Raw genomic sequence first — 19,158 nt, forward strand, 5'->3', positions numbered from 1 at the left:
ATATTCGTTAGCAACACAAACGTTAGCTTTACTAACGTAATGAAGGGAACCGTCATGAGCAGCATCGAGACCGCGGTCCGGGAACTCGCCGACCGCGCCGAACTGGCCGACCTCGTCGCCCGCCACAGCCGGTGGATCGACGAGGCCCGCTGGGACGAGACCGACCGGATCTTCACCGAGGACGTCGTCACCGTCTCCCCCCGCGGCGAGGCCCGCGGCATCGAGGCGCTCCTCGCGCTCGTCCGGAAGGGCCATGACAGGTTCGCCCGCACCATGCACCACAAGGGGAGCCTGATCATCGACCTCGACGGCGACACGGCGGCGGTGCGGGCGAGCGACCTCGCCGTCTTCGTCGTCGACGACGCGACCGCGTCCGTCGCGGCCGGCATCGCCCACTACCGGGCGCGCCGCACCCCGGACGGCTGGCGCTTCTCCGGCCTGGAGATCGAGCCGGTCGCCCTCACCGCGGCCCTCGACCGGGCCCCGCTGCCCACCGGGAGGGCATGAGCATGGACACCGTCGAGGTCCTCGGCTCCCACATGGCCTATGTGGACGAAGGCGACGGCGACACCGCCGTCGTGCTCCTGCACGGCAACCCGACCTCCTCCCACATCTGGCGCGAGGTGGTCCCCCGCCTGAGCGGCCGGGCCCGCGTCATCGCCCCCGACCTCATCGGCATGGGCGCCTCCGGCAAGCCCGACATCGAGTACGCCTTCGCCGACCACGCCGCCCACCTGGAGGCGTTCCTCGACGCGGTCGGCGCCGACCGGCCCGTCCTGGTCGGCTACGACTGGGGCGGCTCGCTCGCCCTCGACTGGGCCGCGAGGCATCCTGACCGCGTCCGGGGCGTGGCCGTGATGGAGACGTTCCTGCGGCCGATGACCTGGGCCGAGTACCCGGCCGGGGCCGTCGCGTTCTTCCGCGCCCTGCGCACGCCCGGCGAGGGCGAGCGGATGGCCCTGGAGGAGAACTGGTTCATCGAGACCGCGCTGCGCGCCACCAACGGCGCCATCGCGGACGAGGACCTCGCGGTCTACCGCGAGCCCTACCCGGACCCGGCCTCGCGCCGGCCCCTGCTCGCGTGGCCGCGGCAGATCCCGCTCGCCGAGGAGGGCGGGGCGTTCGAGCCCGCGGCCGTGGCCGAGCGCTTCGACGCGTACGGCGCGTGGATGGCGAGCACCCCGGAGGTCCCGAAGCTCCTGCTCACGGCGGGCCCGCACGCGCTCGGCTCGCCCGCGATGACCGCGTGGGCGAGGGCGCACGTGGCGGGGCTCGAGGTGGCGGGCATCGGGGAGGACGTGGGCCACCACGCGCCCGAGGACGCGCCCGGGCCGATCGCCGAGGCCGTGGCGGGGCTGCTCGACCGGCTCGCGTGAGGCGCGGAGCGGAGAACCGTTCGCGGACACGAGAAAGGCCCTGACCGGCGGTGACGTCGGCCAGGGCCTATACCCCTCGAAGACAAGCTTGGCATCAGCGTACCAAACCACTTGCGCGCGCTATATCCGGGCGGGTGCACACCGATAGCGAACGCTCCCAACGAGATCCGTTACCTCATCATCTCCATTGAGTCTATTGGGGACTTGAATTTGGAGCGCCGTTTCGGCAGGCTCCGTCCGTGTTCGCACCACTTTGCGCGGACGTCCGAGCCCGCCGCGGCCCGCCGAATCGGGCGCTGCCTAGAGGTAGCGCCAGCACACCGTGTAGGTGTGGGCGGCGAAGTCGGGGCTGGACCAGGTCGTCCAGCCGTCATCGCCGCAGAACCCGGAGGCCTCGTACTCGTCGGTGCGGCCGGTGACGTAGACGTTGGCGCCGTCGCAGTCGCTGAACCAGTAGTTCGCCCCGTCCTCGGGGTCGCCGTCCATGTACATGCAATTGTCGACGGCGGCATACCCGGCGTCGTCGGGGTAGATGAACCGGAGGCACAGCAGCACGTCCAGGTAGGTCTGGTCGGTGGTGAACCAGAACGCGTGGTTGTAGTAGGTCGACTCGGTGCACGCGTCCTGGTCCGACTCGCCGGGGAGGCGCTCCAGCACCTCGAACGCGCCGGTCTGGCAGTCGATCCGGTACCACGGGGACACGTCGTCGTCCGGTCCGAAGACGCACTCGCCGACCTCGGCGTGGTAGGCGTCGCCGTACGAGTGCCGGTAGCTCAGGCACAGCACCGTCCGGCTCCCCGAGTCGGCGACGCTCGTGGTGAGGTCGTCGAGGCCGTCGCACAGCGAGAGGTCGGTGGTGTCGTGATAGACGTCGATGACCTCGAAGGTCCCGTCGCCGCAGGAGGCGGCCTCGAGGTCGGCCTCGTCCTCGCCGCCGTAGTCGTGGAAGCAGTCCCCGACGACGGCGTCGGCGACAGGGTCGGCAACAGCGTCGGGCGTGGTCTCGACCGGGTCGGTGTCGGTCTCGGTGCCCCCGTCCCAGTCGGAGCCGGCGTCGGCGTCCTCGGACGAGTCGGCCGCGGTGGTGCCGGGATCGTCGCGGGCGCCCGGCCGGTCGATGAGGAAGAGCAGCGAGGCCAGGGCGACCACGGCGACCACCGCCAGGACGCTGTAGAGGACCGTGCGGTCGGGCCGGGACGGCGCGGGGGGCACCGGCCCGGGACGCAGGACGGGCCCGGCGCCCGAGACCGGCGCGCCCGGCGGGTACTGGGCGGTGGGGCCGGTGGGGTACCGGATGGTGGGGCCGGTCGGGACGCCCGTGTCGGCCCGGACGAACCCGGGGCCGTACATCAGGACGGTGCGGTCGGGCTGCACCCGGGTCTCCCAGCCGAGCCGCTCCGCCACGGAGGCGACCTCGACGCGCTGCATCTCGTCCAGGGCGGCGACGCCGGGCGGCCACGGCCCGGCGAGGGGCTCGCCGATGCGGGCGAGGAGCTCGGCCGCGGTGATGCGCTCGCCGGGGTCCTTGACCAGGCAGGGCTCCACGAGCGTGCGCAGGCCCGCGGGGAGGGCGTCGAGGTCGGGGTCGGCGTGGACGACCTTGCTCATGATGTCGAACAGGGCTTCGGCGTCGAAGGGGTTGGCGCCGGTCGCGGCGGCGATCACGGTGGTGCCCAGGGAGAACAGGTCGGTGGGGGGACCGACCGGGCGCATGGTGATCTGCTCGGGCGACATGTGGGCGGGGGCGCCGATGAGGGCGCCGGTCTCGGTGACGGTGGTGTCGCCGTCCCCCGCGCCGGGGGCGCGGGCGATCCCGAAGTCGATGATCCGCACGCCGTCCTCGGTGAGGATCACGTTGGAGGGCTTGAGGTCGCGGTGGACGACGCCGTGGGCGTGGATCTCGGCGAGCGCCGAGGCCAGGCCGTGCATGAGGCGGCGCGCCGCGGCCTCGTCGAGCGGGCCGGAGGCGGCGATCGCCTCGGCGAGGGTGGGGCCGTGGAAGAACTCGGAGGCGAGCCAGGGCTCGGCGGCGTGCTCGTCGGAGGCGACGACGGCGGCCGTCCACCGGCTGGCGGCGACCTCGCGGGAGGTGAGGACCTCGCGGCGGAACCGGAAGCGGAACCGGTCGTCGTGCAGCAGGTGGGGGCGCATGACCTTGAGCGCCACGAGCCGGCCGTCCGAGGCGGCGGCGAGCAGGACGCGCCCCATGCCGCCCTCGCCGAGTTCGGCGAGGACGCGGTAGGGCCCGATCTCCCTGGGCTCATCGTCCCGCAGTGGTTTCATGCGACGGCTCCTGGTCTCGGCGAATCCGGGTGGTCCGCAACGGTAGGGCGGCCCGTCACGACTCCGTCATGACCGGGCGCGCCCCGCCCCCGGGTCCCGCGCGCCCGCCGGAGACCGGTGCGGGGGCACCGGCGCATTCGGCCCCGCAATGGCGCGGCGCCGCATAGCACCTGCGCCGATGCCGCGGGAGGCGTTTCGCCGAGATTGGCATGCTTGCGATGTTTAGAGAAATCTTCAAAAGCCAGGAGGGGGACAATGTGATGTTTCCGTTATACGCTGAGGCGATCGACAGACGCTCGAACACCTGCCGGGACGAGTGCGGCGAAGCCGGTCCCGCGCAGGAGCAGGCAGAGTTACCGACCAGTCCGCTGTTAGGCGGTGGCCACATGGCATCACAGCACAGCAAGACCGTCAACCAGAACGACGCCAAGCGCAACCGCGACGAGTACCGGGCCCTGGGCCCGCTGTTCCACGACATGGCGGCCCTCGGCGAAGAGGACCCCAGACGCGCCGACCTGCGCGAGCAGATCATCACCGGCCACCTGCCGCTGGCCGTCCACATCGCGCAGCGGTACTCCGGCAAGGGCATCGCCAAGGAGGACCTGCTCCAGGTCGCCTCGGTGGGCCTCATCCACGCCGTCGACCGGTTCGACCCGGCCCGCGGCAGCGACTTCCTGTCCTACGCCGTCCCCACCATGATGGGCGAGGTGCGGCGCCACTTCCGCGACACGACCTGGCCGATGCGCGTCCCGCGCCGCCTCCAGGAGCTGCGCATGGCGATCAACCAGGCCAGCGGCGACCTGGCCCAGGAGCTGGGCCGCCCGGCCACCAACGCCGACCTCGCCGCGCACCTGGACGTCACCGAGGCCGAGATCGAGGAGGGCATGGAGGCCCGGCAGGCGTTCCGGTCGGTCTCCCTCGACGAGCCCGCGTTCCAGGACGCCGGGAGCGGCGCCCTCTCCGAGTCCATCGGCGAGGACGACCTCGCGCTCGAACTCGTGGTCGACCACGAGGCGCTGCTGCCGCTCCTCCAGGACCTGCCCGCGCGCGAGCAGCGGATCCTGGCCCTGCGGTTCTACGACGAGATGACGCAGGCGCAGATCGGCGAGGAGGTCGGCATCTCGCAGATGCACGTCTCCCGCCTCCTCAAGGAGACCCTCGAGGACCTGCGCGAGCACCTGCTCACCGCACCGCGGTAGGCCGCCCCCGCTCAGGCGGGGTCGCGGTCGAGGAACGGGACGGTGATCGCGGCCAGCCCGTGCGCGGTCGTGAACGTCGCGTCGTGCGGGCTGTCCGGGACGACCGCGAGCTCGCCGTGCGGGAGCAGCCGCGCGACCTCCTCGGCCCAGCGCTGGGAGGCGACGGCCTCGTGCTCGCCGCGGGTGACGAGCGCGGGCGCGAGCACGGACGGGAGCTTCCGCTCGACCGGGTCGCGCAGGGCCTCCCGGAAGGTGCGCACGGCCCGCACGAGCCCGGCGTCGGCGAGGTCGCGCAGGAGGATCGGCAGCAGCCCCGGGTTCTCGCGGGGCAGGCCGCGCAGCCAGCGCAGCGCCTGGCGGGTCATGCTGCGCGCCCGCGGGTCCATGGTGGGCCCCACCAGGACCAGCTTCCGGACCAGCTCGGGGTAGCGGGCGGCGGCGTCGACGGCGACCTGCGCGCCGACGGAGTTGCCGAGCAGGTCGGCGGGTGCGTTCCCGGAGGCCTTCAGCCAGTCCGCGAGCCGGTCGGCGAGGGCGGGGACGTCCAGGGTCTCGCGGGCGCCCTCGCTGAGGCCGAAGCCGGGGAGGTCGACCGCGCGCACGGGGCGGCCGGTGGACAGCAGCGCGCCGAGCGGCATGAGGTAGCGGTGCGAGACCGCGAGCCCGTGCACCAGCACGAGCGGCGTGACGCCGAGCGGCGGGTGCCGCGACTCGCGCGAGTGGAGCTGCGCGCCGCGGACGTTCGTCCAGCGGCTCTCGAAGAGCGCGTCGGGCTCGGGCGCGCGGGTCGCCACCGCGTGCTTCGCGCGCATGGTCTTCCAGTTCCACGGATTGGGCAACGCGTCACCTCGGCGGGTCGGGCGGCCGGGGCCGCGGGAGTCGGCGGAGCCGCCCCCGCTGGGCGGGGGCGGCTCGGGCCCGCGCCGCCGGCGGGCGGGCGCGGGCTCAGATCAGGACGCCGAGGCCTTCAGGGCCCTGGCGAGTTCGTCCTTGCCCATCGAGGAGGCCCCGGTGATCCCCACATTCCCGGCTTGGAACTCCAGTTCGGCCTTGCTGGCGTGGCCGGGGCGGTCGCCCAGGTGGGCGGCGCGGCTGGCCGCGAACGCGGTGCCCAGCTGCTGCCGGCGCGCCTCGTCCAGCTGCCGCTTCATCCCCGGCAGGACCGTGGACTCCTCCTCCTCGACGTGGTGGGTGACCGCGTCGACGAGCTTCTGGAGCGCCGTGTCGAACTGCGGCGACCGCGGGTCGGCCTCGGTGAGCTTCATGAGGAGCTCCTCGGCCTCCTCGTGCTCGTGCTGGCCGTGCGCGACCTCCTCGGCCTCGTGGGCCTCGGCCCGCGCGACCGGGTACACCTCGGCCTCCTCGGCCCGGCTGTGCGCCATCAGCATGGCCGAGACCACCGGCACCAGCAGCGGGCGCTTCTCGGGGTACTGCTTGAGCTCTTCGAACAACCGCTCCACCTCTCGGTGGTCGGCCATGATCAGGTCCACCACATCACCGGTCACGTCACTGCTCCCCTCTCGTGGGCGTCGCCTGCGGACCGGGCCCGGATACCCGCGGAGTCCCGGTTCATGCGTCCGCCGCCGCGGACCGGGCATGTTTACCCGCTCGGCGCAGTGGAAACAGTCCGGGTATGACATCCAAGGAGCACGGTTCGGAGAAGGCCTCGGCGGTCATGCCGCGGGACGTCTCGTCGAAGGTCGGTCCGTTCGACCGCTTCGCCACGAAGGCGGCCGACTTCGTGTCGCGCGCGCCGTTCTTCTTCTTCTGCGTCCTGCTGGTGCTGGTCTGGGCGCCGTCGTTCCTGTTCTTCCCGATCGACACGTGGCAGCTGATCATCAACACCACGACCACGATCATCACGTTCCTCATGGTCGCGCTGCTCCAGAACACCCAGTCGCGCAACGACGCGGCGATCCAGCACAAGCTCAACGCCCTCGCCAGCGGCCTGGCCGACCTCATGGAGCACGTGGCCAAGGAGGACGAGCAGGCGCACCGGGACCTGGACGAGCGCCGCGAGGAGCTGCGCCGCGCGGTGGGCCTCGAAGAGGACGAGAGCGCCTGACCGGCGGCCGCTACGGCGGGGGCGGGTCGGACGGCGCGTCGGCGAACTTCTCCATGTCCGGCGCGAGCTCGTCGGCGATGAGCAGGTCGGTGCGGGTGTGGCCGTCGCGGTAGGCCGCCCGGCCCACCATGTGCGCCGCGACGGGCGCGGTCGCCAGCTGGAACACCGCGATGAGCACCATCGTCGTGATGTCCACGACCGTCGCGATGCGGATCGCGCACCCGGTCAGCATCAGCAGCAGCCCGAGCACCTGCGGTTTGGCCGCCGCGTGCATCCGGCTCAGCAGGTCCGGGAAGCGCAGGAGCGCCACCCCCGCTGCCAGGCTGAGCAGCGCCCCGGCGATCATGCAGACGGCCGCGACCGCGTCGAGCACGCCTTGGAGGGTCATGGCTTCTCCCTGGTGACGAACCGGGCCACGCCCACCGAGCCGGTGATGCCCAGGAGCGACACCACCACCAGGACGGGCAGCGCCGTGGGGTCGCGGCTGAACGCCGCCTCGGCGATGATCGCCGTGGCGGTGATCGCCAGCAGCACGTCGGTGGCGACGATCCGGTCCAGTGTGGTGGGACCGCGGACGACCCTGACCAGCGTCATCGCGCACGCGGCGATGAGCAGGACGGCGACGGCGACCGCGACGTAGGTCATGACGGGGACTCCTCTCGATCGCCCGCGCGGGGCGCGCTCACCTTCCGCAGCTCCTCGTCCGAGCCGATGGCCCGGATCAGCCGCGCCTCCAGCAGCAGGACTCCGGCGCGCAGCCGCTCCAGGTGCGCCTCGTCCCGCACGCCGAGCATGTGGATGTACAGCGTCCCGGTCTGGTGGTCGGCCTCGGCGATGAGGCTGCCGGGCACCAGCGAGACCGCCTCGGCGACCAGGGTCATGTTCAGGTCCGAGGGGACCCGCAGCCGCACCGCCACGATCGCGTTGGTCGGCCGCCCCGGGCGGAAGGCGAGCAGCGCGACCTGGAAGCTCGCCACCACCAGGTCGAAGAGGAACCGCGCGGCGAACCGGACGACCCCGACCGGGCGCAGGCGCCCGCCGAACTTGACCGGCGGCAGCGGGAACACCACCAGGATCGCGGTCGCCACCAGGACGCCGAAGACGGTGTTCAGGAGGCTGAAGTCCCCCCACAGGAGGTCCCACACCAGGACGAGCCCGATCACGGCGGTGATCCGGCTGCGGAGGCGCTCGCGCCGGGTCAGCGGGGCCTGGAGGCGGCTCACGGCGCACCGTCCGGGAAGACCGCCTCGATGTAGGGCGTGCGGGCGAGCAGGTCGGCCGCGGCCTCCGAGGTGATCCCGAAGAGCGGGCCCGCCACCACCGTGAGGGCGACGCTGAACGCCACCAGCGCGAACGTGGGGGCGACCATCAGCTTGGGCAGCAGCACCGTCGACCCCTCCGAGTCGTCGTCGGCGCGCGGCAGGTCCGGGTGCGGGGCGCGCCAGAACGCCAGGTTCCAGACGCGCCCGATCGCGTACAGGGTCAGCAGGCTCGTGAGGACGCCGCCGGCCACGACGGCCCACACCAGCGGACCGGACTCATCGACTCCGGCCTGGAGCAGGCCGAGCTTGCCGAGGAACCCGGAGAACGGCGGGATGCCCGCGAGGTTGAGCGCTGGGATGAAGAACAGGACCGACAGCAGCGGCGCGATCCGCCCCAGGCCGCCGAGCCGGTCGAGCGCGGTCGTGCCGCCGCGGCGCTCGACGAGCCCGGCGGCGAGGAACAGGGTCGTCTGGATCGTGATGTGGTGCGCGATGTAGAAGATCGCGCCCGACAGCCCGGCCTCGGAGGCCAGCGCCACCCCGAACAGCATGTACCCGATGTGGCTGATGAGCGTGAACGACAGGAGCCGCTTGATGTCGGACTGCGCCACCGCGCCGAGGATGCCCACGACCATCGTCAGCAGCGATATCACCATGAGCACGTCGGCGATGCGCCCGTCGGGGAACAGGAGCGTCTCGGTGCGGATGATGGCGTACACGCCGACCTTGGTCAGCAGGCCCGCGAAGACCGCGGTGACCGGCGCGGGCGCGGTCGGGTAGCTGTCGGGCAGCCACGCCCCGAGCGGGAACACGGCGGCCTTGATGCCGAACGCCAGCAGCAGCATCCCCTGGAGCAGCAGCCTGAGGTTGTCCGGCAGCTCGTCGAAGCGGCCCGCGAGCTGGGCCATGTTCAGCGTCCCGGTCGCGGCGTACACGAGGCCGAGCGCGCTCAGGAAGATCACCGAGGACAGGAGGCTCACCACGACGTACGTGGTGCCCGCCCGGATGCGGTTCTCGGTGCTGCCCAGGGTGAGCAGCACGTAGCTCGCCACGAGCAGGATCTCGAAGCCGACGTAGAGGTTGAACAGGTCGCCCGACAGGAACGCGTTGGTGACGCCGGCGGTCAGCGCCAGGTAGGTCGGGTGGTAGACCGACAGCGGCGTCTCCTCGTCGCCGTCGGCCGAGCCCTGCCCGATCGAGTAGACCAGGACGCACAGCGTCACCGCGGTCGAGACGACCAGCATGAGCGCGGCGAGCTTGTCGGCGACGAGGATGATGCCCAGCGGCGGCGGCCACCCGCCGACGGCCACGACCTGCGGCCCTTCGGCGGCGGTGACCACGAGCAGCGCGGAGGAGACGACGAGCGTGGTCGTGAGCGCGGTCAGGCTCACGGCGCGCTGGGCGCCCGGGCGCCGGGCCATCATGAGGGTCAGCGCGGCCCCGAGCGCGGGGATGATGACCGGGAGCGGGACGAGGAAGCTCATCGCTCGGCCCAGCCCGGTCCGGCGTCGTACACGGGGCTGGGGAGGTCCTCGGTCTCGCTCTCCTTCGCGTGCGGGATCTCGTCGCGCTCGGCGAGCTCGATGATGCGGGTGTCCTCCGCGTCGTCCTGCACCTCGTCGTGGCCGAGGAGCTGCCAGCTGCGGTAGGCGAGGGCCAGGAGGAACGCGGTGATCCCGAGCGTGATGACGATGGCGGTCAGGATCATCGCCTGCGGGAGCGGGTCGCTCATGCCCTCGACGGGCGCCTCCCCGATGATCGGCGGCGTGCCGTACGCGCCGCCCATGAGGATGAGCACGTTGACGCCGTTGCCGATGAGGACCACGCCGATGAGCACGCGGGTGAGCGTGCGTTCGAGCAGCAGGGACACGCCGGCGCCGAACAGCACGCCGATGACGACCACGTAGACCAGGTTCGGGCTCATGCGGCCTCCTTCTCGGGCAGCGGCGCGGCGTTCTCGGGGCCGTCCCCGGACTCGCGGTGGCGGTCGATCTCGGCCCCGAGGCTCCGCAGGATGTCGAGCACCAGGCCGACCACGATCAGGTAGACGCCGATGTCGAAGAACGTGGAGGTCACGAAGTGGAGGTGGCCGAGCAGCGGCACCTCGACGTCGAGGATGGCGCTCTGGAGGACCTGCCCGCCCAGCAGCATCGACGCGGCCCCGGTGCCGACCGAGACGAGCAGCCCCGTGCCGAGGAGCCGCCCGGCGTCCACCGGGGCGGCGGCGTTGAGCTCGGCCCGGCCGCCGGCCAGGTAGCGGACGGCCAGGGCCAGCCCGGCGACGAGCCCGCCCGCGAACCCGCCCCCGGGGTGGTTGTGCCCGGTGAACAGCAGGTAGATCGAGAACAGGACGATGGTGTGGAACAGCAGGCGGGTCACGACCTGGAGGATGATCGCCTGGTGGCTGCCGTCCGTCTCGGGCCGGGAGAGCCACTTGACGTGCTCGCCGGTCTTCGGCGGGGCGGGCCGGGAGCCGCCGCGGCGGTGCATCGCCTTGTCGCGCCCGAAGATCAGGCTCGCCACGCCGGTGGCGGCGACCAGGAGCACCGCGATCTCGCCCATGGTGTCCCAGGCGCGGATGTCCACCAGGATCACGTTGACGATGTTGTGGCCGCCGCCGTAGGAGACGGCCAGGTCGGGGAAGAGCTCCGAGATCGGCTCGGCCTCGCGGCTGCCGACCGCCACGTAGGCCATGCCCGCGGCGACGACGCCGACGGCGACGCCGATGGCGACGCGGAAGCGCCGCACCTTCTTCAGGGGCCGCTCGGAGAAGCGCGGGGGCAGGCGGCGCAGCACCAGCACGAACATGACGATGGTGACGGTCTCGACCAGGAACTGGGTGAGCGCCAGGTCGGGGGCGCCGTGGAAGATGAACAGCGCGGCGACGCCGTAGCCGGAGACGCCGGTGAGGACCATCGCGGTCAGGCGCCGCCTGGCGAGCGCCGCGGCGATGGCGGCGGCGACGATGATGCCGCCCGCGGCCAGTTGCAGCGGCGTGTCGAACAGCCGGAAGCGGTGCGGCCAGGGCCCGTCGAACAGCAGCAGCCCGCCGGCGAGGACGACCAGGGACACCAGGATCACGCCGAGGTAGAACGGCAGCGAGCCGCGCTGGGTGCGGCCGGTCAGCTCCACGGCCAGGCGGTCGATGCCGTTCTGCGCCTGCCGGTACACCGCCCCCGAGGTGAGTCGGAGCTTCACCGCCCTCCACGCGCTGGTCCGGCGCGTCGCCAGGTAGAGGCCGAAGCCGGCGGCGAGGGCGGCCAGCGACAGGCCGAGCGCCGGGGTGAGGCCGTGCCACAGGGCGAGGTGGTAGGCGTGGCCGGTGTCGGGGTAGCGGTCGGCGTACGGCGCGAGGAGGCCGTCGGCGCCGGGGGCGAGGAGACCGGCGGCGAGGCCGGCGAGCGCCAGGAGCGCCGGCGCGGCGAGGAACCCGGGGCCGGCCGGCGCGGCGTCGGTGTCGTCCAGGCCGGGCTTGCGCGCGAACGCGCCCCACAGGAAGCGGAGGCCGTAGGCGACGGTGAGCGCGGCCCCGGCGACGAGGCACGCCAGCATCGCCCGCTCCCAGGGGCCGCCGTCCCAGAACGCCGCGAGCATCGCCTCCTTGGCGACGAATCCGAACGTCGGCGGCAGGCCGATCATGGAGGCCACGGCGAGGACGGCGACGGCGGCCAGCGCGGGCCTGCGGGCGCCGAGCCCGCTGAGCGAGTAGATCTCGCGGGTGCCGGTGGTCTTGTCGACGATGCCGACCACCAGGAACAGCGCGGCCTTGAACATGGCGTGCCCGGCCAGGAGGGCGGCGCCGGCGAGCGCGGCGTCGCGGAACCCGCTGCCGAGGACGATGCCGATCATGCCCAGCTGGCTGACCGTCCCGTAGGCGAGCATCAGCTTCAGGTCCGTCTGGCGCAGCGCCGTCCACCCTCCGAACAGGAAGGTGAGGGCGCCGCAGGCCCAGACCGCCTCCCGCCAGGGCGGGTCCGCGGCGAACACCGGGGTGAGCATGCCGATGAGGAACACCCCGGCCTTGACCATGGCGGCGGCGTGGAGGTAGGCGCTGACCGGGGTCGGGGCGGCCATCGCGTTGGGCAGCCAGAAGCTGAAGGGGAAGAGGGCCGACTTGGACAGGGCGCCGAGGAGGACCATCACGAGCGCGACCACCAGGTACGCGCCGCCGGGCAGGTCCTCGACCACGGCCGACAGGCGGTAGGTGCCGGCGTGCTGGCCGAGCATGATGAAGCCCACGAGCATCGCCAGCCCGCCGAGCGTGGTCACCAGCAGCGCCTGCATCGCCGCCCAGCGGCTCGCGCGGCGGGTCGGGTCGTGTCCGATGAGGAGGTAGGAGAAGACCGAGGTCAGCTCCCAGAAGACGTAGAGCAGGAGCAGGTCGTCGGCGACGACGAGTCCGAGCATGGCGCCGGCGAAGCCGACGAAGACGGCGGCGAAGCGCCCGAGCCCGGCCTCGCCGGCCGGGAAGTAGTGGGCGCTGTAGGCGAGCACGAGGGCGCCGACGCCGCTGACGAGGAGCACCATGAGCCACGGGAACGCGGTCATGCGGAACGCGAGCTCCTGGCCCAACTGCGGCACCCAGGGGTGGACCTCGGTCACCGCGCCGCCCGAGCGCATCGCGCCGGTGTGGGCCAGCGCCCACGCGAAGGTGGCCGCCGGGACGGCGGCCACCGCGTAGAGGGCCTTGGGGCCGAGCCAGCGGACGAGTGCGGGGGCGAGCACCGCCATGGAGGCGTAGCAGGCGAGCAGTACTGTCAAACGGCCTCCCCGGAAAACGATCACGCCGACACTGGCACTCACACTATCCGTTCCGAAGAGCTCACCGCGAAACTCGGCGTTGAGAAGTTGCGAACACTCGTCGCGTTCACCCCGTTGCGCTGGGGATCGGCCCGGTTCATTTCCCGCACATGAAGGTTCACTTCACAGACCGGGACCCGGCGCGGCCGCCCTGCGGCGGCGCGCCGGGGCCCGCGGCGCCTCCGCCGCGGGCCCCGGTCCGAGCGGTCGGGTCAGTTGGGCGAGTGGACGGTGCCGTCGTCCCAGTCGCGGGTGGCGCCCCGCACGTACCAGTTCGAGCCGCCCGACGAGGTGCTCCCGGAGAAGCGCTGCTCGATGGAGCCCTCGAACGGGGTCGTGGAGGCGTTGCGGCCGTAAGCGTCCGTGTAGACCGTGGTCGAGCCGGAGGCCTGGAGCGTGAAGCCGCCCGGCCGGTACTCGCGCAGGGTCCCCTTGAACGGCGAGCGGGGGTCGTCCCACGCGAGGCGCTGGCCGCCCCCGGCCTGGAGGGCCTCGTCGCAGTTGGGGCCGCCCAGGAGGTCCGGCTCGTAGCACAGGTCCAGGACCCGGCCCATGCCGCCGGGCAGGGACGGGTCGTAGTAGCGCTGCGAGTCGACCACGTAGAACAGCGGCGACATGCTGAAGTTCACCCCGGCGCCGCTGATCTGCGAGTTGCCGAACCAGAAGTCGTCCATGTCGGACACGTTGAACGGCTGCGGCGTGGGGTAGAGCGGGTCGTTGTGGGTGTCGCCGCGGCGGATCGCCTCGATGCAGCCCGACTCGGCGATGAGGCGGCCCGGCGTCGTGAACTCCGAGGGCGAGTCCGCCGGCACCGGCTCGCCCACCTCGATGCGCTGGCCGCCGAAGCTCGGGCATTCGGAGGGGCTGAAACCCCCGGCCTCGCCGAACGGCATCATCAGGGCGATGTCGGCCTGGACGGTCTGGCCGTTCGCGTTGCACTTGATGTTGCTGATCAGCTCGTGGACGTTGTTCTTGAACGCGTCCGGCGAGTGCGTGCCCTGGTGGATCTTCAGCAGGATGTCGCAGGTGGCGATGGTGGGCCCCTGGGGCGGGAGGAAGTTCCCGGCGTTGTCGCCCTGGATCACGTTCACGCTCTCGGCGAGCACCTTGTGGCCGACGTGGTCCTCGTGCCGGTGGCTGTGCTCGGGCAGGCTGTCGACCTGCACCTCGCTGACGTAGCCGAAGGGCGGGAAGCCGCTCTCACCGAACAGCGCCGAGTCGCGCGGGTCGTCGCCGTGCTCGTGCCCGAACGAGCAGCCGCTGGGGTCGCGGGTGGGGTGCCAGGTCGGGTAGACCTTGCCGTCGGCGCCATAGGTCCAGTACCGGGCGTGGACCTCGTTGGAGCACTCGCCGGCCCGCGGCTCGTAGCCCTTCGGGTCGGACTCCCGGATCAGCTCGTAGGCCCGGCTGAGCTCGGCGTCGGCGGGCGGCAGGCCCTCGCCCCAGGCGGGGTTCCCGGGGTCGGGGTCGGGGTCGGTGGGGTCCGGGTCGGTGGGGTCGGGGTCGGTCTGGCCGTCGCAGACGTCGCCGTTGACGGCGATCCGGCTCGGGGCGGCGCTGCTGCCGGTGCCCACGAAGCCGAAGACCTCGCGGCTCTGGCCGGAGGCGATGGCGGCGTTCCAGCCGACGTCGGTGCCGGTGAAGCCGGTCCCGCTCTGGTTCCAGTCGACGTTCCACGCGCTGCTGACGGTGGTGCCGGAGGGGAAGTCCCACTCGATCCGCCAGCCGTCGATGGGCTCGTCGGCGGTGATGGTGATGTTGACCTGGAAGCCGGAGTTCCAGTCGCTGATGACGGTGTAGTCGACCTCGCAGCCGGCCTCGGCGAAGGCGCGGTCCGCCGAGGTGGTCGTGAGGGCGCCGGCGCCGAGGGCCGCGATGGCCGCGGCGGTGACCGCCAGTCTCCTGTGACTTCGATGCGATTGCATGTCGCGATGTCCTTTGTTCTTCGCGGCCTCGTCGCAGCGGCGACGGTGAGGGGGGTCCGTCGGGTGTCTTGGCTCTGCGAATCCGCTCGGGTCCGCTTCATGGAGAAAGCGCTACCAAGCGATATATTGATGGTTTCCTATATTTAGAGGTCCTGTCAAGGTTTTCGCGGCACTTACGAAAAGTTTCGGTCGGAGGGCGCTCGCCCGCCGACGGGAGCATGAAGGCGGGGCGCCCGTCGCCGGGCGCCCCGCCGGTTCAGCAGGTCAGACCAGGGGGGTCTGGCCGGAGTGCGCGGTGTTCCAGGCGTTCCCGCCGTCGCCGGCGCCGCCGGAGTGGCCGCCATTGCCGCCGGTCGCGACGGCATCGCTGTCGCCCGAAGCGTCGGCGTCACCGGTGGTGACGTCGCCCGGCGCCCCTCCTGATCATCAGCATCCCGCCGGTGACGACGACCAGGGCGAGGACGGCGACGCCGATGAGCACGGCGGTGCCCGACCCGGACCCGTCCGCCTGCGCGTCGGTCGCCGCCTCCGCGTCCGTGCCGTCGGCGGCTTCGGGGGCGGCGCCCGCGACGGTGAGCATGTCGGGGATGGACGCGACGCTGAAGGCGAACGAGCTCTCGAGGCCTTCGCCGTCTTCGAAGGCGGCGGTCACGGTGACGGTGTACTCGCCGGGGGCGGTGTAGCGCATCGGCTGGATGAGGACGTTGCCGTTGAACTCGGGCTGCTCGAGTTCGATCGGCGACCCGTCCGGGCCCGCGACGGCGACGCTGGAGGCGCCGTCCAAGGTCTCGGAGAAGGTCACGGCGATCTCGCCGGGCGCGGCGTCCAGCGCCGTCCCGTCTTCGGGGGAGGTGGCCCAGAGCTCGGCCTGCGCGAACGCCGGGGAGGCCGGGGCCAGGGCGAACGCCATGGCGCCCAGGGCGGCGACCGCGAGGCGGACCGCGGTCCTCCGGAGGCTTCGGGTCGGAAGGTGATGGTCGGCTCGCATCGGAGACTCCTAGGGGTGCGGGGGTTGGCGGTCGTGGGGTCGGCTCGGTCCGGTCATCCGACGGTGAGGTCGAAGACGGCCGAGTGGGATTCGAACTCGGAGGCGCGGACTTGGACGGTGATCTGCCAGTCGCCGTCGAGCGGCAGGTCGACGATGCAGTGGTACTGGCCCGCACCGTATTCGTGGATCTGGGCTTCGACGGGGCCGAAGTCGCGTTCGGGCAGCGAGGCCGTGACCGCGGGCGCCTCCAGCGGTTCCAGCGGCAGCCCTGCGGCGTCGGTGAGGGTGAGCGCGAACGTGTGCTCGCCGGTGCCCGCGGTGGCGCCCTGGAGGGCGGCCCCGCCGTCGCCGAGGGCCTCGCTCAGCGACACCGTCTCGGGGACCGGCGCGGCCGGCTCCTGCGCCGCGGGCGGCGCCTCCGGTTCGGCGCCGGGAGGGAGGTTCACCAGGACGCCGGTCAGCGCGACGACCGCGGCGAGGACGACGGCTTCGCCGCGGACCGTGCGCCGCAGCCGCGCCAGTCCCGCGCGGGGGTCGGCGGCGCGGATCGACGGGACGAGCCGGTATCGGTTCCATCCGGCGAGCGCCAGGGCGACGGCGACCAGGCCGAGCTTGACCAGCAGGGCCCGGCCGTGGTCGGACTCGAGCAGGCTGTCCCAGGTCCGGTGGATCGCCCAGGCCATCGCGATCCCGCTCGCGCCCAGGGCCGCGACGCCGTACCCGGCCCAGGTCGAGAAGCGGGCCACCACCGCCGCGGCGTGCTCGGGACTGCCGTGGCCGCGGCGCAGGCGGGTGAGGACGAGGCCGGTCCCGGCGATGCCGCCGACCCAGATCGCGGCGGTCGCCAGGTGCACCGCGTCGGCGGCGACCATGAGCCAGCGCGGCCCGAACGCCATCGAGTGCCCGATGAGGACCGGCGCGAGCAGCGCGAGCGCGGAGCCGGCGACGACGGCGGGCGTCGACCAGGGGCGGCCGCCGCGGACCGCGCCGAGGTAGGCGAGCGCGACGCCGACGGCGGTGGCGGCGAGGCCGGTGAGGGCGCCGGTCTGGACGGTGCCGCTCCAGGCGCCGACGTCGGCGAGGTCGCCGGGCGGCCGCCCGGCGAGGTCGAGGGCGCCGACCGGGACGGCCAGTGCCGCGGCGAGGACCGCGAGTGCGCCGGCGGCGCGCAGGAGCCGGTGCCGAGGCCGGGGCGGCGCCAGTTCGCGGGCGATGGCGGCGCGGAAGAGGGCGTAGCCGGTGAACAGGAGCAGTCCGAGGTAGGCGGCGATGTTCACGGCCTGGACCGCCCACGGCCGGTCGGGTTCGGCCCGGTCCTCCGCCGGAGGCGGGGGCGCGGTCCCGGTGCCCACGGTGAAGGACAGGACGCCGGAGATCGGGTGCGAGTCGGCCGAGATGACGCGCCAGTTGAGGTAGTAGGGGCCTTCGGCGAGGTCGGGCAGGTCGACGACCACGTCGGTGTCGCTGGCGGCAGCCGTCAGCTCCTGCTCGGCGCCGTTGCCGCCGACCAGGAGCATGGCGTCGTCGACGGGCCGCACGGCCTCGTTGAAGGTGAGGATGACCTCGTCGGGGGCGGTGTCGAGGACGGCGCGGTCGGCGGGGTCGGTCGCCAGGAGGGCGGCGTGCGCCTGCGCGGGGGCGGCGGGCGCGAAGAGGATGAGGAGCGCCGCCAGGGCGGGCGGGATCGCCCGCCCCGGCGGTCGGGTGCGGAGCGCGGTCACGCGCGCCGGCTCCGGACGAGGGCGAACGCGCCGAGCGCGGCGCCGATCATGCCGATGGCGAGCGCCACGTACGTGACCGGGTCGGTGCCGTCCGGGTCGTCGGCGGCTTCGGCGGCCTCCTCGCCCTGGGCGGGTTCGGCGTCGGCCTCTTCGGCGTCGGCCGCTTCCGCGGCGGTGACGGTGATCGAGGGTGCCGGGGACTCGAGCGCGTCGGCGTCCTGCCCCTCGGCGGGGATCTCGATCCAGGGGTGGTCGCCGGCCGTGCAGGTCTGCACGACCGGGAAGTAGAGCGTCTGCCCGGCGGCCTCCTCGGGGAGGCGGAGCGAGAGCTCGAAGGCGTCGCGCAGCTCGTCCGGCAGGGGCGTGTTCGCGGTGTAGACGATCTGGTCGACCCGCTGGGTGACCTCGTTGCCGTGGCTGTCGGTGATCGGCTCGGGAAGGTCGGCCATGACCTTCTCGACCTCCCAGTTCGGGTTCACGCTGGGGGTGACGGCGTTGATGGGCTCGGGGATCTGGACGGCGACCGCGGTGGTGGCGTCGCCGTCGCAGCCGTGCGGGACCGAGACGGTGAGCAGGGTGTAGGCGCCGGCGACGGTGCTCGGCGCGGCGATGGTGACGTGGGCGGCGGCCGGGCCGGCGGTCGCCAGGACGGCGAGGGCGGCGGCGGTGCCGGCGAGTGCGGTGCGCGCGAGCGCGCGGCGGGCGGTGGGACGCTGCATGGTGGTACTGCTTTCTGAAGACGGAGGTCGCGGCGCTGGTCGCGCCGGGTTCGGGTCGGGTGCGGGGACTCGGGGCGGTGCTCGGGCGGCCATGCCGCCGTCCTCTCATTAGATTGACAGATATCGATTCAAATGTCGTCGGCCCCCGGTCAGTCCCTGGCGCCGCGGCGGCGCAGGAGCACGGCGGTCGCGACCGCCGCGGCCAGGACCAGCAGCAGCGCGAGGGCGACGGCGGTCGCCGAGGCGCCCGAGGCCGGGTCCTCGGCCGCCTCGGCGTCGGTCGCGGCGGCCGCATCGGTCTCAGCGGCAGTCGCGGCGGCGGTTTCAGCAGCACTGTCCAGCAGGTCCGGCGGGACCTGCTCGACGGTGAACGTGAGGGCGCCGTCGACGCGGTGGCCGTCCTCGGAGATGACCCTGAAGGCCACGGTGTAGTCGCCGGGCCCGAGGTAGCGCATCGGCTGCGTGAACGTGTCGGCGTCGAAGGCCGGCGCCCCGGCGTCGACGAGCGCGCCGCCGGGGCCGGTCACGGCGATCTCGGTGGAGGCGGCGTCGAGGACCTCGGAGAAGGTCGCGGTGACCTGTGCCGGGGCGGTGGCCAGGGTCGCTCCCTCCTCGGGGTCGGTCGCCACGAGCGCGGCGTGCGCGAAGCCGGGCCGGGCGGGCGACACCGCCAATGCCAGCCCGGCCAGGACGGCGAGCAGCGCGGCGGGGACGCGCGGGCGGCCGCGGCGCTCCTCCCCTGGGATCGGCGGCGCGGGGCGGCGGTCGGCGTCCGGTCGCATCGGGTCCTCCTCGGAGTTCATGTGAATGAATTTGGATA

At 73.0% G+C, this 19,158-nt stretch carries 18 protein-coding genes; 4 read left to right on the forward strand and 14 right to left on the reverse strand.

The features are described from left to right. Window positions 1–54: 54 nt before the first annotated feature. Both LO763_RS12565 and LO763_RS12570 read left to right on the forward strand, forming a co-directional pair. Complete coding sequence (locus tag LO763_RS12565; protein WP_230602543.1) at window positions 55–507, forward strand: nuclear transport factor 2 family protein; 453 nt, start codon at window positions 55–57, stop codon at window positions 505–507. Continuing rightward, the gene (locus LO763_RS12570; protein ID WP_230602544.1) at window positions 504–1,376 is read left to right on the forward strand and encodes a haloalkane dehalogenase; all 873 of its coding nucleotides are present in this window, start codon (window positions 504–506) and stop codon (window positions 1,374–1,376) included. Before LO763_RS12565 ends, LO763_RS12570 begins: the two co-directional genes overlap by 4 nt. Before the next feature lie 300 nt (window positions 1,377–1,676). On the opposite strand, the gene LO763_RS12575 is transcribed toward LO763_RS12570, so the two are convergent. Beyond that, a complete protein-coding gene (locus LO763_RS12575; protein WP_230602545.1) occupies window positions 1,677–3,659 on the reverse strand; it encodes a serine/threonine protein kinase in 1,983 nt (660 codons plus the stop codon). Between the two features lie 386 nt (window positions 3,660–4,045). On the opposite strand from LO763_RS12575, the gene LO763_RS12580 reads away from it, so the two are divergent. Continuing rightward, window positions 4,046–4,858 carry a SigB/SigF/SigG family RNA polymerase sigma factor gene (locus tag LO763_RS12580; protein WP_230602546.1) on the forward strand — a complete coding sequence of 271 codons (813 nt, stop codon included), beginning with the start codon at window positions 4,046–4,048 and terminating at the stop codon, window positions 4,856–4,858. Between the two features lie 11 nt (window positions 4,859–4,869). Here LO763_RS12580 and LO763_RS12585 read toward each other — a convergent pair whose 3' ends face one another. Both LO763_RS12585 and LO763_RS12590 read right to left on the reverse strand, forming a co-directional pair. Then, window positions 4,870–5,697, reverse strand: a complete 828-nt coding sequence (locus LO763_RS12585) for an alpha/beta fold hydrolase (protein ID WP_230602548.1) — start codon at window positions 5,695–5,697, stop codon at window positions 4,870–4,872. A 111-nt stretch (window positions 5,698–5,808) separates the two neighbouring features. Next, a complete protein-coding gene (locus LO763_RS12590) occupies window positions 5,809–6,363 on the reverse strand; it encodes a hemerythrin domain-containing protein (RefSeq protein WP_230602550.1) in 555 nt (184 codons plus the stop codon). Window positions 6,364–6,491: 128 nt separating this feature from the next. On the opposite strand from LO763_RS12590, the gene LO763_RS12595 reads away from it, so the two are divergent. Next, complete coding sequence (locus LO763_RS12595; protein ID WP_230602552.1) at window positions 6,492–6,923, forward strand: low affinity iron permease family protein; 432 nt, start codon at window positions 6,492–6,494, stop codon at window positions 6,921–6,923. 10 nt (window positions 6,924–6,933) lie between these two features. Here LO763_RS12595 and mnhG read toward each other — a convergent pair whose 3' ends face one another. The 11 genes from mnhG to LO763_RS12650 all read right to left on the reverse strand — a co-directional run. Next, on the reverse strand, window positions 6,934–7,311 hold the full coding sequence (gene mnhG / locus LO763_RS12600) for a monovalent cation/H(+) antiporter subunit G (protein WP_230602554.1): 378 nt from the start codon (window positions 7,309–7,311) through the stop codon (window positions 6,934–6,936). Beyond that, entirely contained in the window at window positions 7,308–7,568 is a 261-nt protein-coding gene (locus LO763_RS12605; protein ID WP_230602556.1) for an MrpF/PhaF family protein, read from the reverse strand. Before LO763_RS12605 ends, mnhG begins: the two co-directional genes overlap by 4 nt. Next, a complete protein-coding gene (locus LO763_RS12610; RefSeq protein ID WP_230602558.1) occupies window positions 7,565–8,146 on the reverse strand; it encodes a Na+/H+ antiporter subunit E in 582 nt (193 codons plus the stop codon). Before LO763_RS12610 ends, LO763_RS12605 begins: the two co-directional genes overlap by 4 nt. Next, the gene (locus LO763_RS12615) at window positions 8,143–9,669 is read right to left on the reverse strand and encodes a Na+/H+ antiporter subunit D (RefSeq protein ID WP_230602560.1); all 1,527 of its coding nucleotides are present in this window, start codon (window positions 9,667–9,669) and stop codon (window positions 8,143–8,145) included. The genes LO763_RS12610 and LO763_RS12615 overlap by 4 nt, the downstream gene beginning before the upstream one ends. Next, window positions 9,666–10,109, reverse strand: coding sequence for a Na(+)/H(+) antiporter subunit C (locus LO763_RS12620; protein ID WP_230602562.1), 444 nt, complete (start codon window positions 10,107–10,109; stop codon window positions 9,666–9,668). Before LO763_RS12620 ends, LO763_RS12615 begins: the two co-directional genes overlap by 4 nt. Beyond that, window positions 10,106–12,946, reverse strand: a complete 2,841-nt coding sequence (locus LO763_RS12625; protein WP_230602564.1) for a Na+/H+ antiporter subunit A — start codon at window positions 12,944–12,946, stop codon at window positions 10,106–10,108. Before LO763_RS12625 ends, LO763_RS12620 begins: the two co-directional genes overlap by 4 nt. A gap of 251 nt (window positions 12,947–13,197) precedes the next feature. Then, complete coding sequence (locus LO763_RS12630; RefSeq protein ID WP_230602566.1) at window positions 13,198–14,910, reverse strand: cellulose-binding domain-containing protein; 1,713 nt, start codon at window positions 14,908–14,910, stop codon at window positions 13,198–13,200. 388 nt (window positions 14,911–15,298) lie between these two features. Continuing rightward, on the reverse strand, window positions 15,299–15,898 hold the full coding sequence (locus LO763_RS12635; protein ID WP_230602568.1) for a copper resistance CopC family protein: 600 nt from the start codon (window positions 15,896–15,898) through the stop codon (window positions 15,299–15,301). A 53-nt stretch (window positions 15,899–15,951) separates the two neighbouring features. Next, window positions 15,952–17,619 carry a copper resistance CopC/CopD family protein gene (locus tag LO763_RS12640; RefSeq protein WP_230602570.1) on the reverse strand — a complete coding sequence of 556 codons (1,668 nt, stop codon included), beginning with the start codon at window positions 17,617–17,619 and terminating at the stop codon, window positions 15,952–15,954. After that, entirely contained in the window at window positions 17,616–18,338 is a 723-nt protein-coding gene (locus LO763_RS12645) for a DUF1775 domain-containing protein (RefSeq protein WP_230602572.1), read from the reverse strand. The genes LO763_RS12640 and LO763_RS12645 overlap by 4 nt, the downstream gene beginning before the upstream one ends. Before the next feature lie 149 nt (window positions 18,339–18,487). Then, window positions 18,488–19,158, reverse strand: a 671-nt coding sequence (locus LO763_RS12650) for a copper resistance CopC family protein (protein ID WP_230602574.1), incomplete at its 5' end; no start/stop codon positions are given.

Source organism: Glycomyces amatae, from assembly GCF_020991375.1.
GTDB classification, from domain to species: Bacteria; Actinomycetota; Actinomycetes; order Mycobacteriales; family Micromonosporaceae; genus Glycomyces; species Glycomyces amatae.

Coding starts and splice junctions, on each gene's coding strand:
- LO763_RS12565 (WP_230602543.1), top strand. CDS start 55: ATGAGCAGCATCGAGACCGCGGTCCGGGAACTCGCCGACCGCGCCGAA.
- LO763_RS12570 (WP_230602544.1), top strand. CDS start 504: ATGAGCATGGACACCGTCGAGGTCCTCGGCTCCCACATGGCCTATGTG.
- LO763_RS12575 (WP_230602545.1), bottom strand. CDS start 3,659: ATGAAACCACTGCGGGACGATGAGCCCAGGGAGATCGGGCCCTACCGC.
- LO763_RS12580 (WP_230602546.1), top strand. CDS start 4,046: ATGGCATCACAGCACAGCAAGACCGTCAACCAGAACGACGCCAAGCGC.
- LO763_RS12595 (WP_230602552.1), top strand. CDS start 6,492: ATGACATCCAAGGAGCACGGTTCGGAGAAGGCCTCGGCGGTCATGCCG.
- mnhG (WP_230602554.1), bottom strand. CDS start 7,311: ATGACCCTCCAAGGCGTGCTCGACGCGGTCGCGGCCGTCTGCATGATC.
- LO763_RS12605 (WP_230602556.1), bottom strand. CDS start 7,568: ATGACCTACGTCGCGGTCGCCGTCGCCGTCCTGCTCATCGCCGCGTGC.
- LO763_RS12615 (WP_230602560.1), bottom strand. CDS start 9,669: ATGAGCTTCCTCGTCCCGCTCCCGGTCATCATCCCCGCGCTCGGGGCC.
- LO763_RS12620 (WP_230602562.1), bottom strand. CDS start 10,109: ATGAGCCCGAACCTGGTCTACGTGGTCGTCATCGGCGTGCTGTTCGGC.
- LO763_RS12630 (WP_230602566.1), bottom strand. CDS start 14,910: ATGCAATCGCATCGAAGTCACAGGAGACTGGCGGTCACCGCCGCGGCC.
- LO763_RS12635 (WP_230602568.1), bottom strand. CDS start 15,898: ATGCGAGCCGACCATCACCTTCCGACCCGAAGCCTCCGGAGGACCGCG.
- LO763_RS12645 (WP_230602572.1), bottom strand. CDS start 18,338: ATGCAGCGTCCCACCGCCCGCCGCGCGCTCGCGCGCACCGCACTCGCC.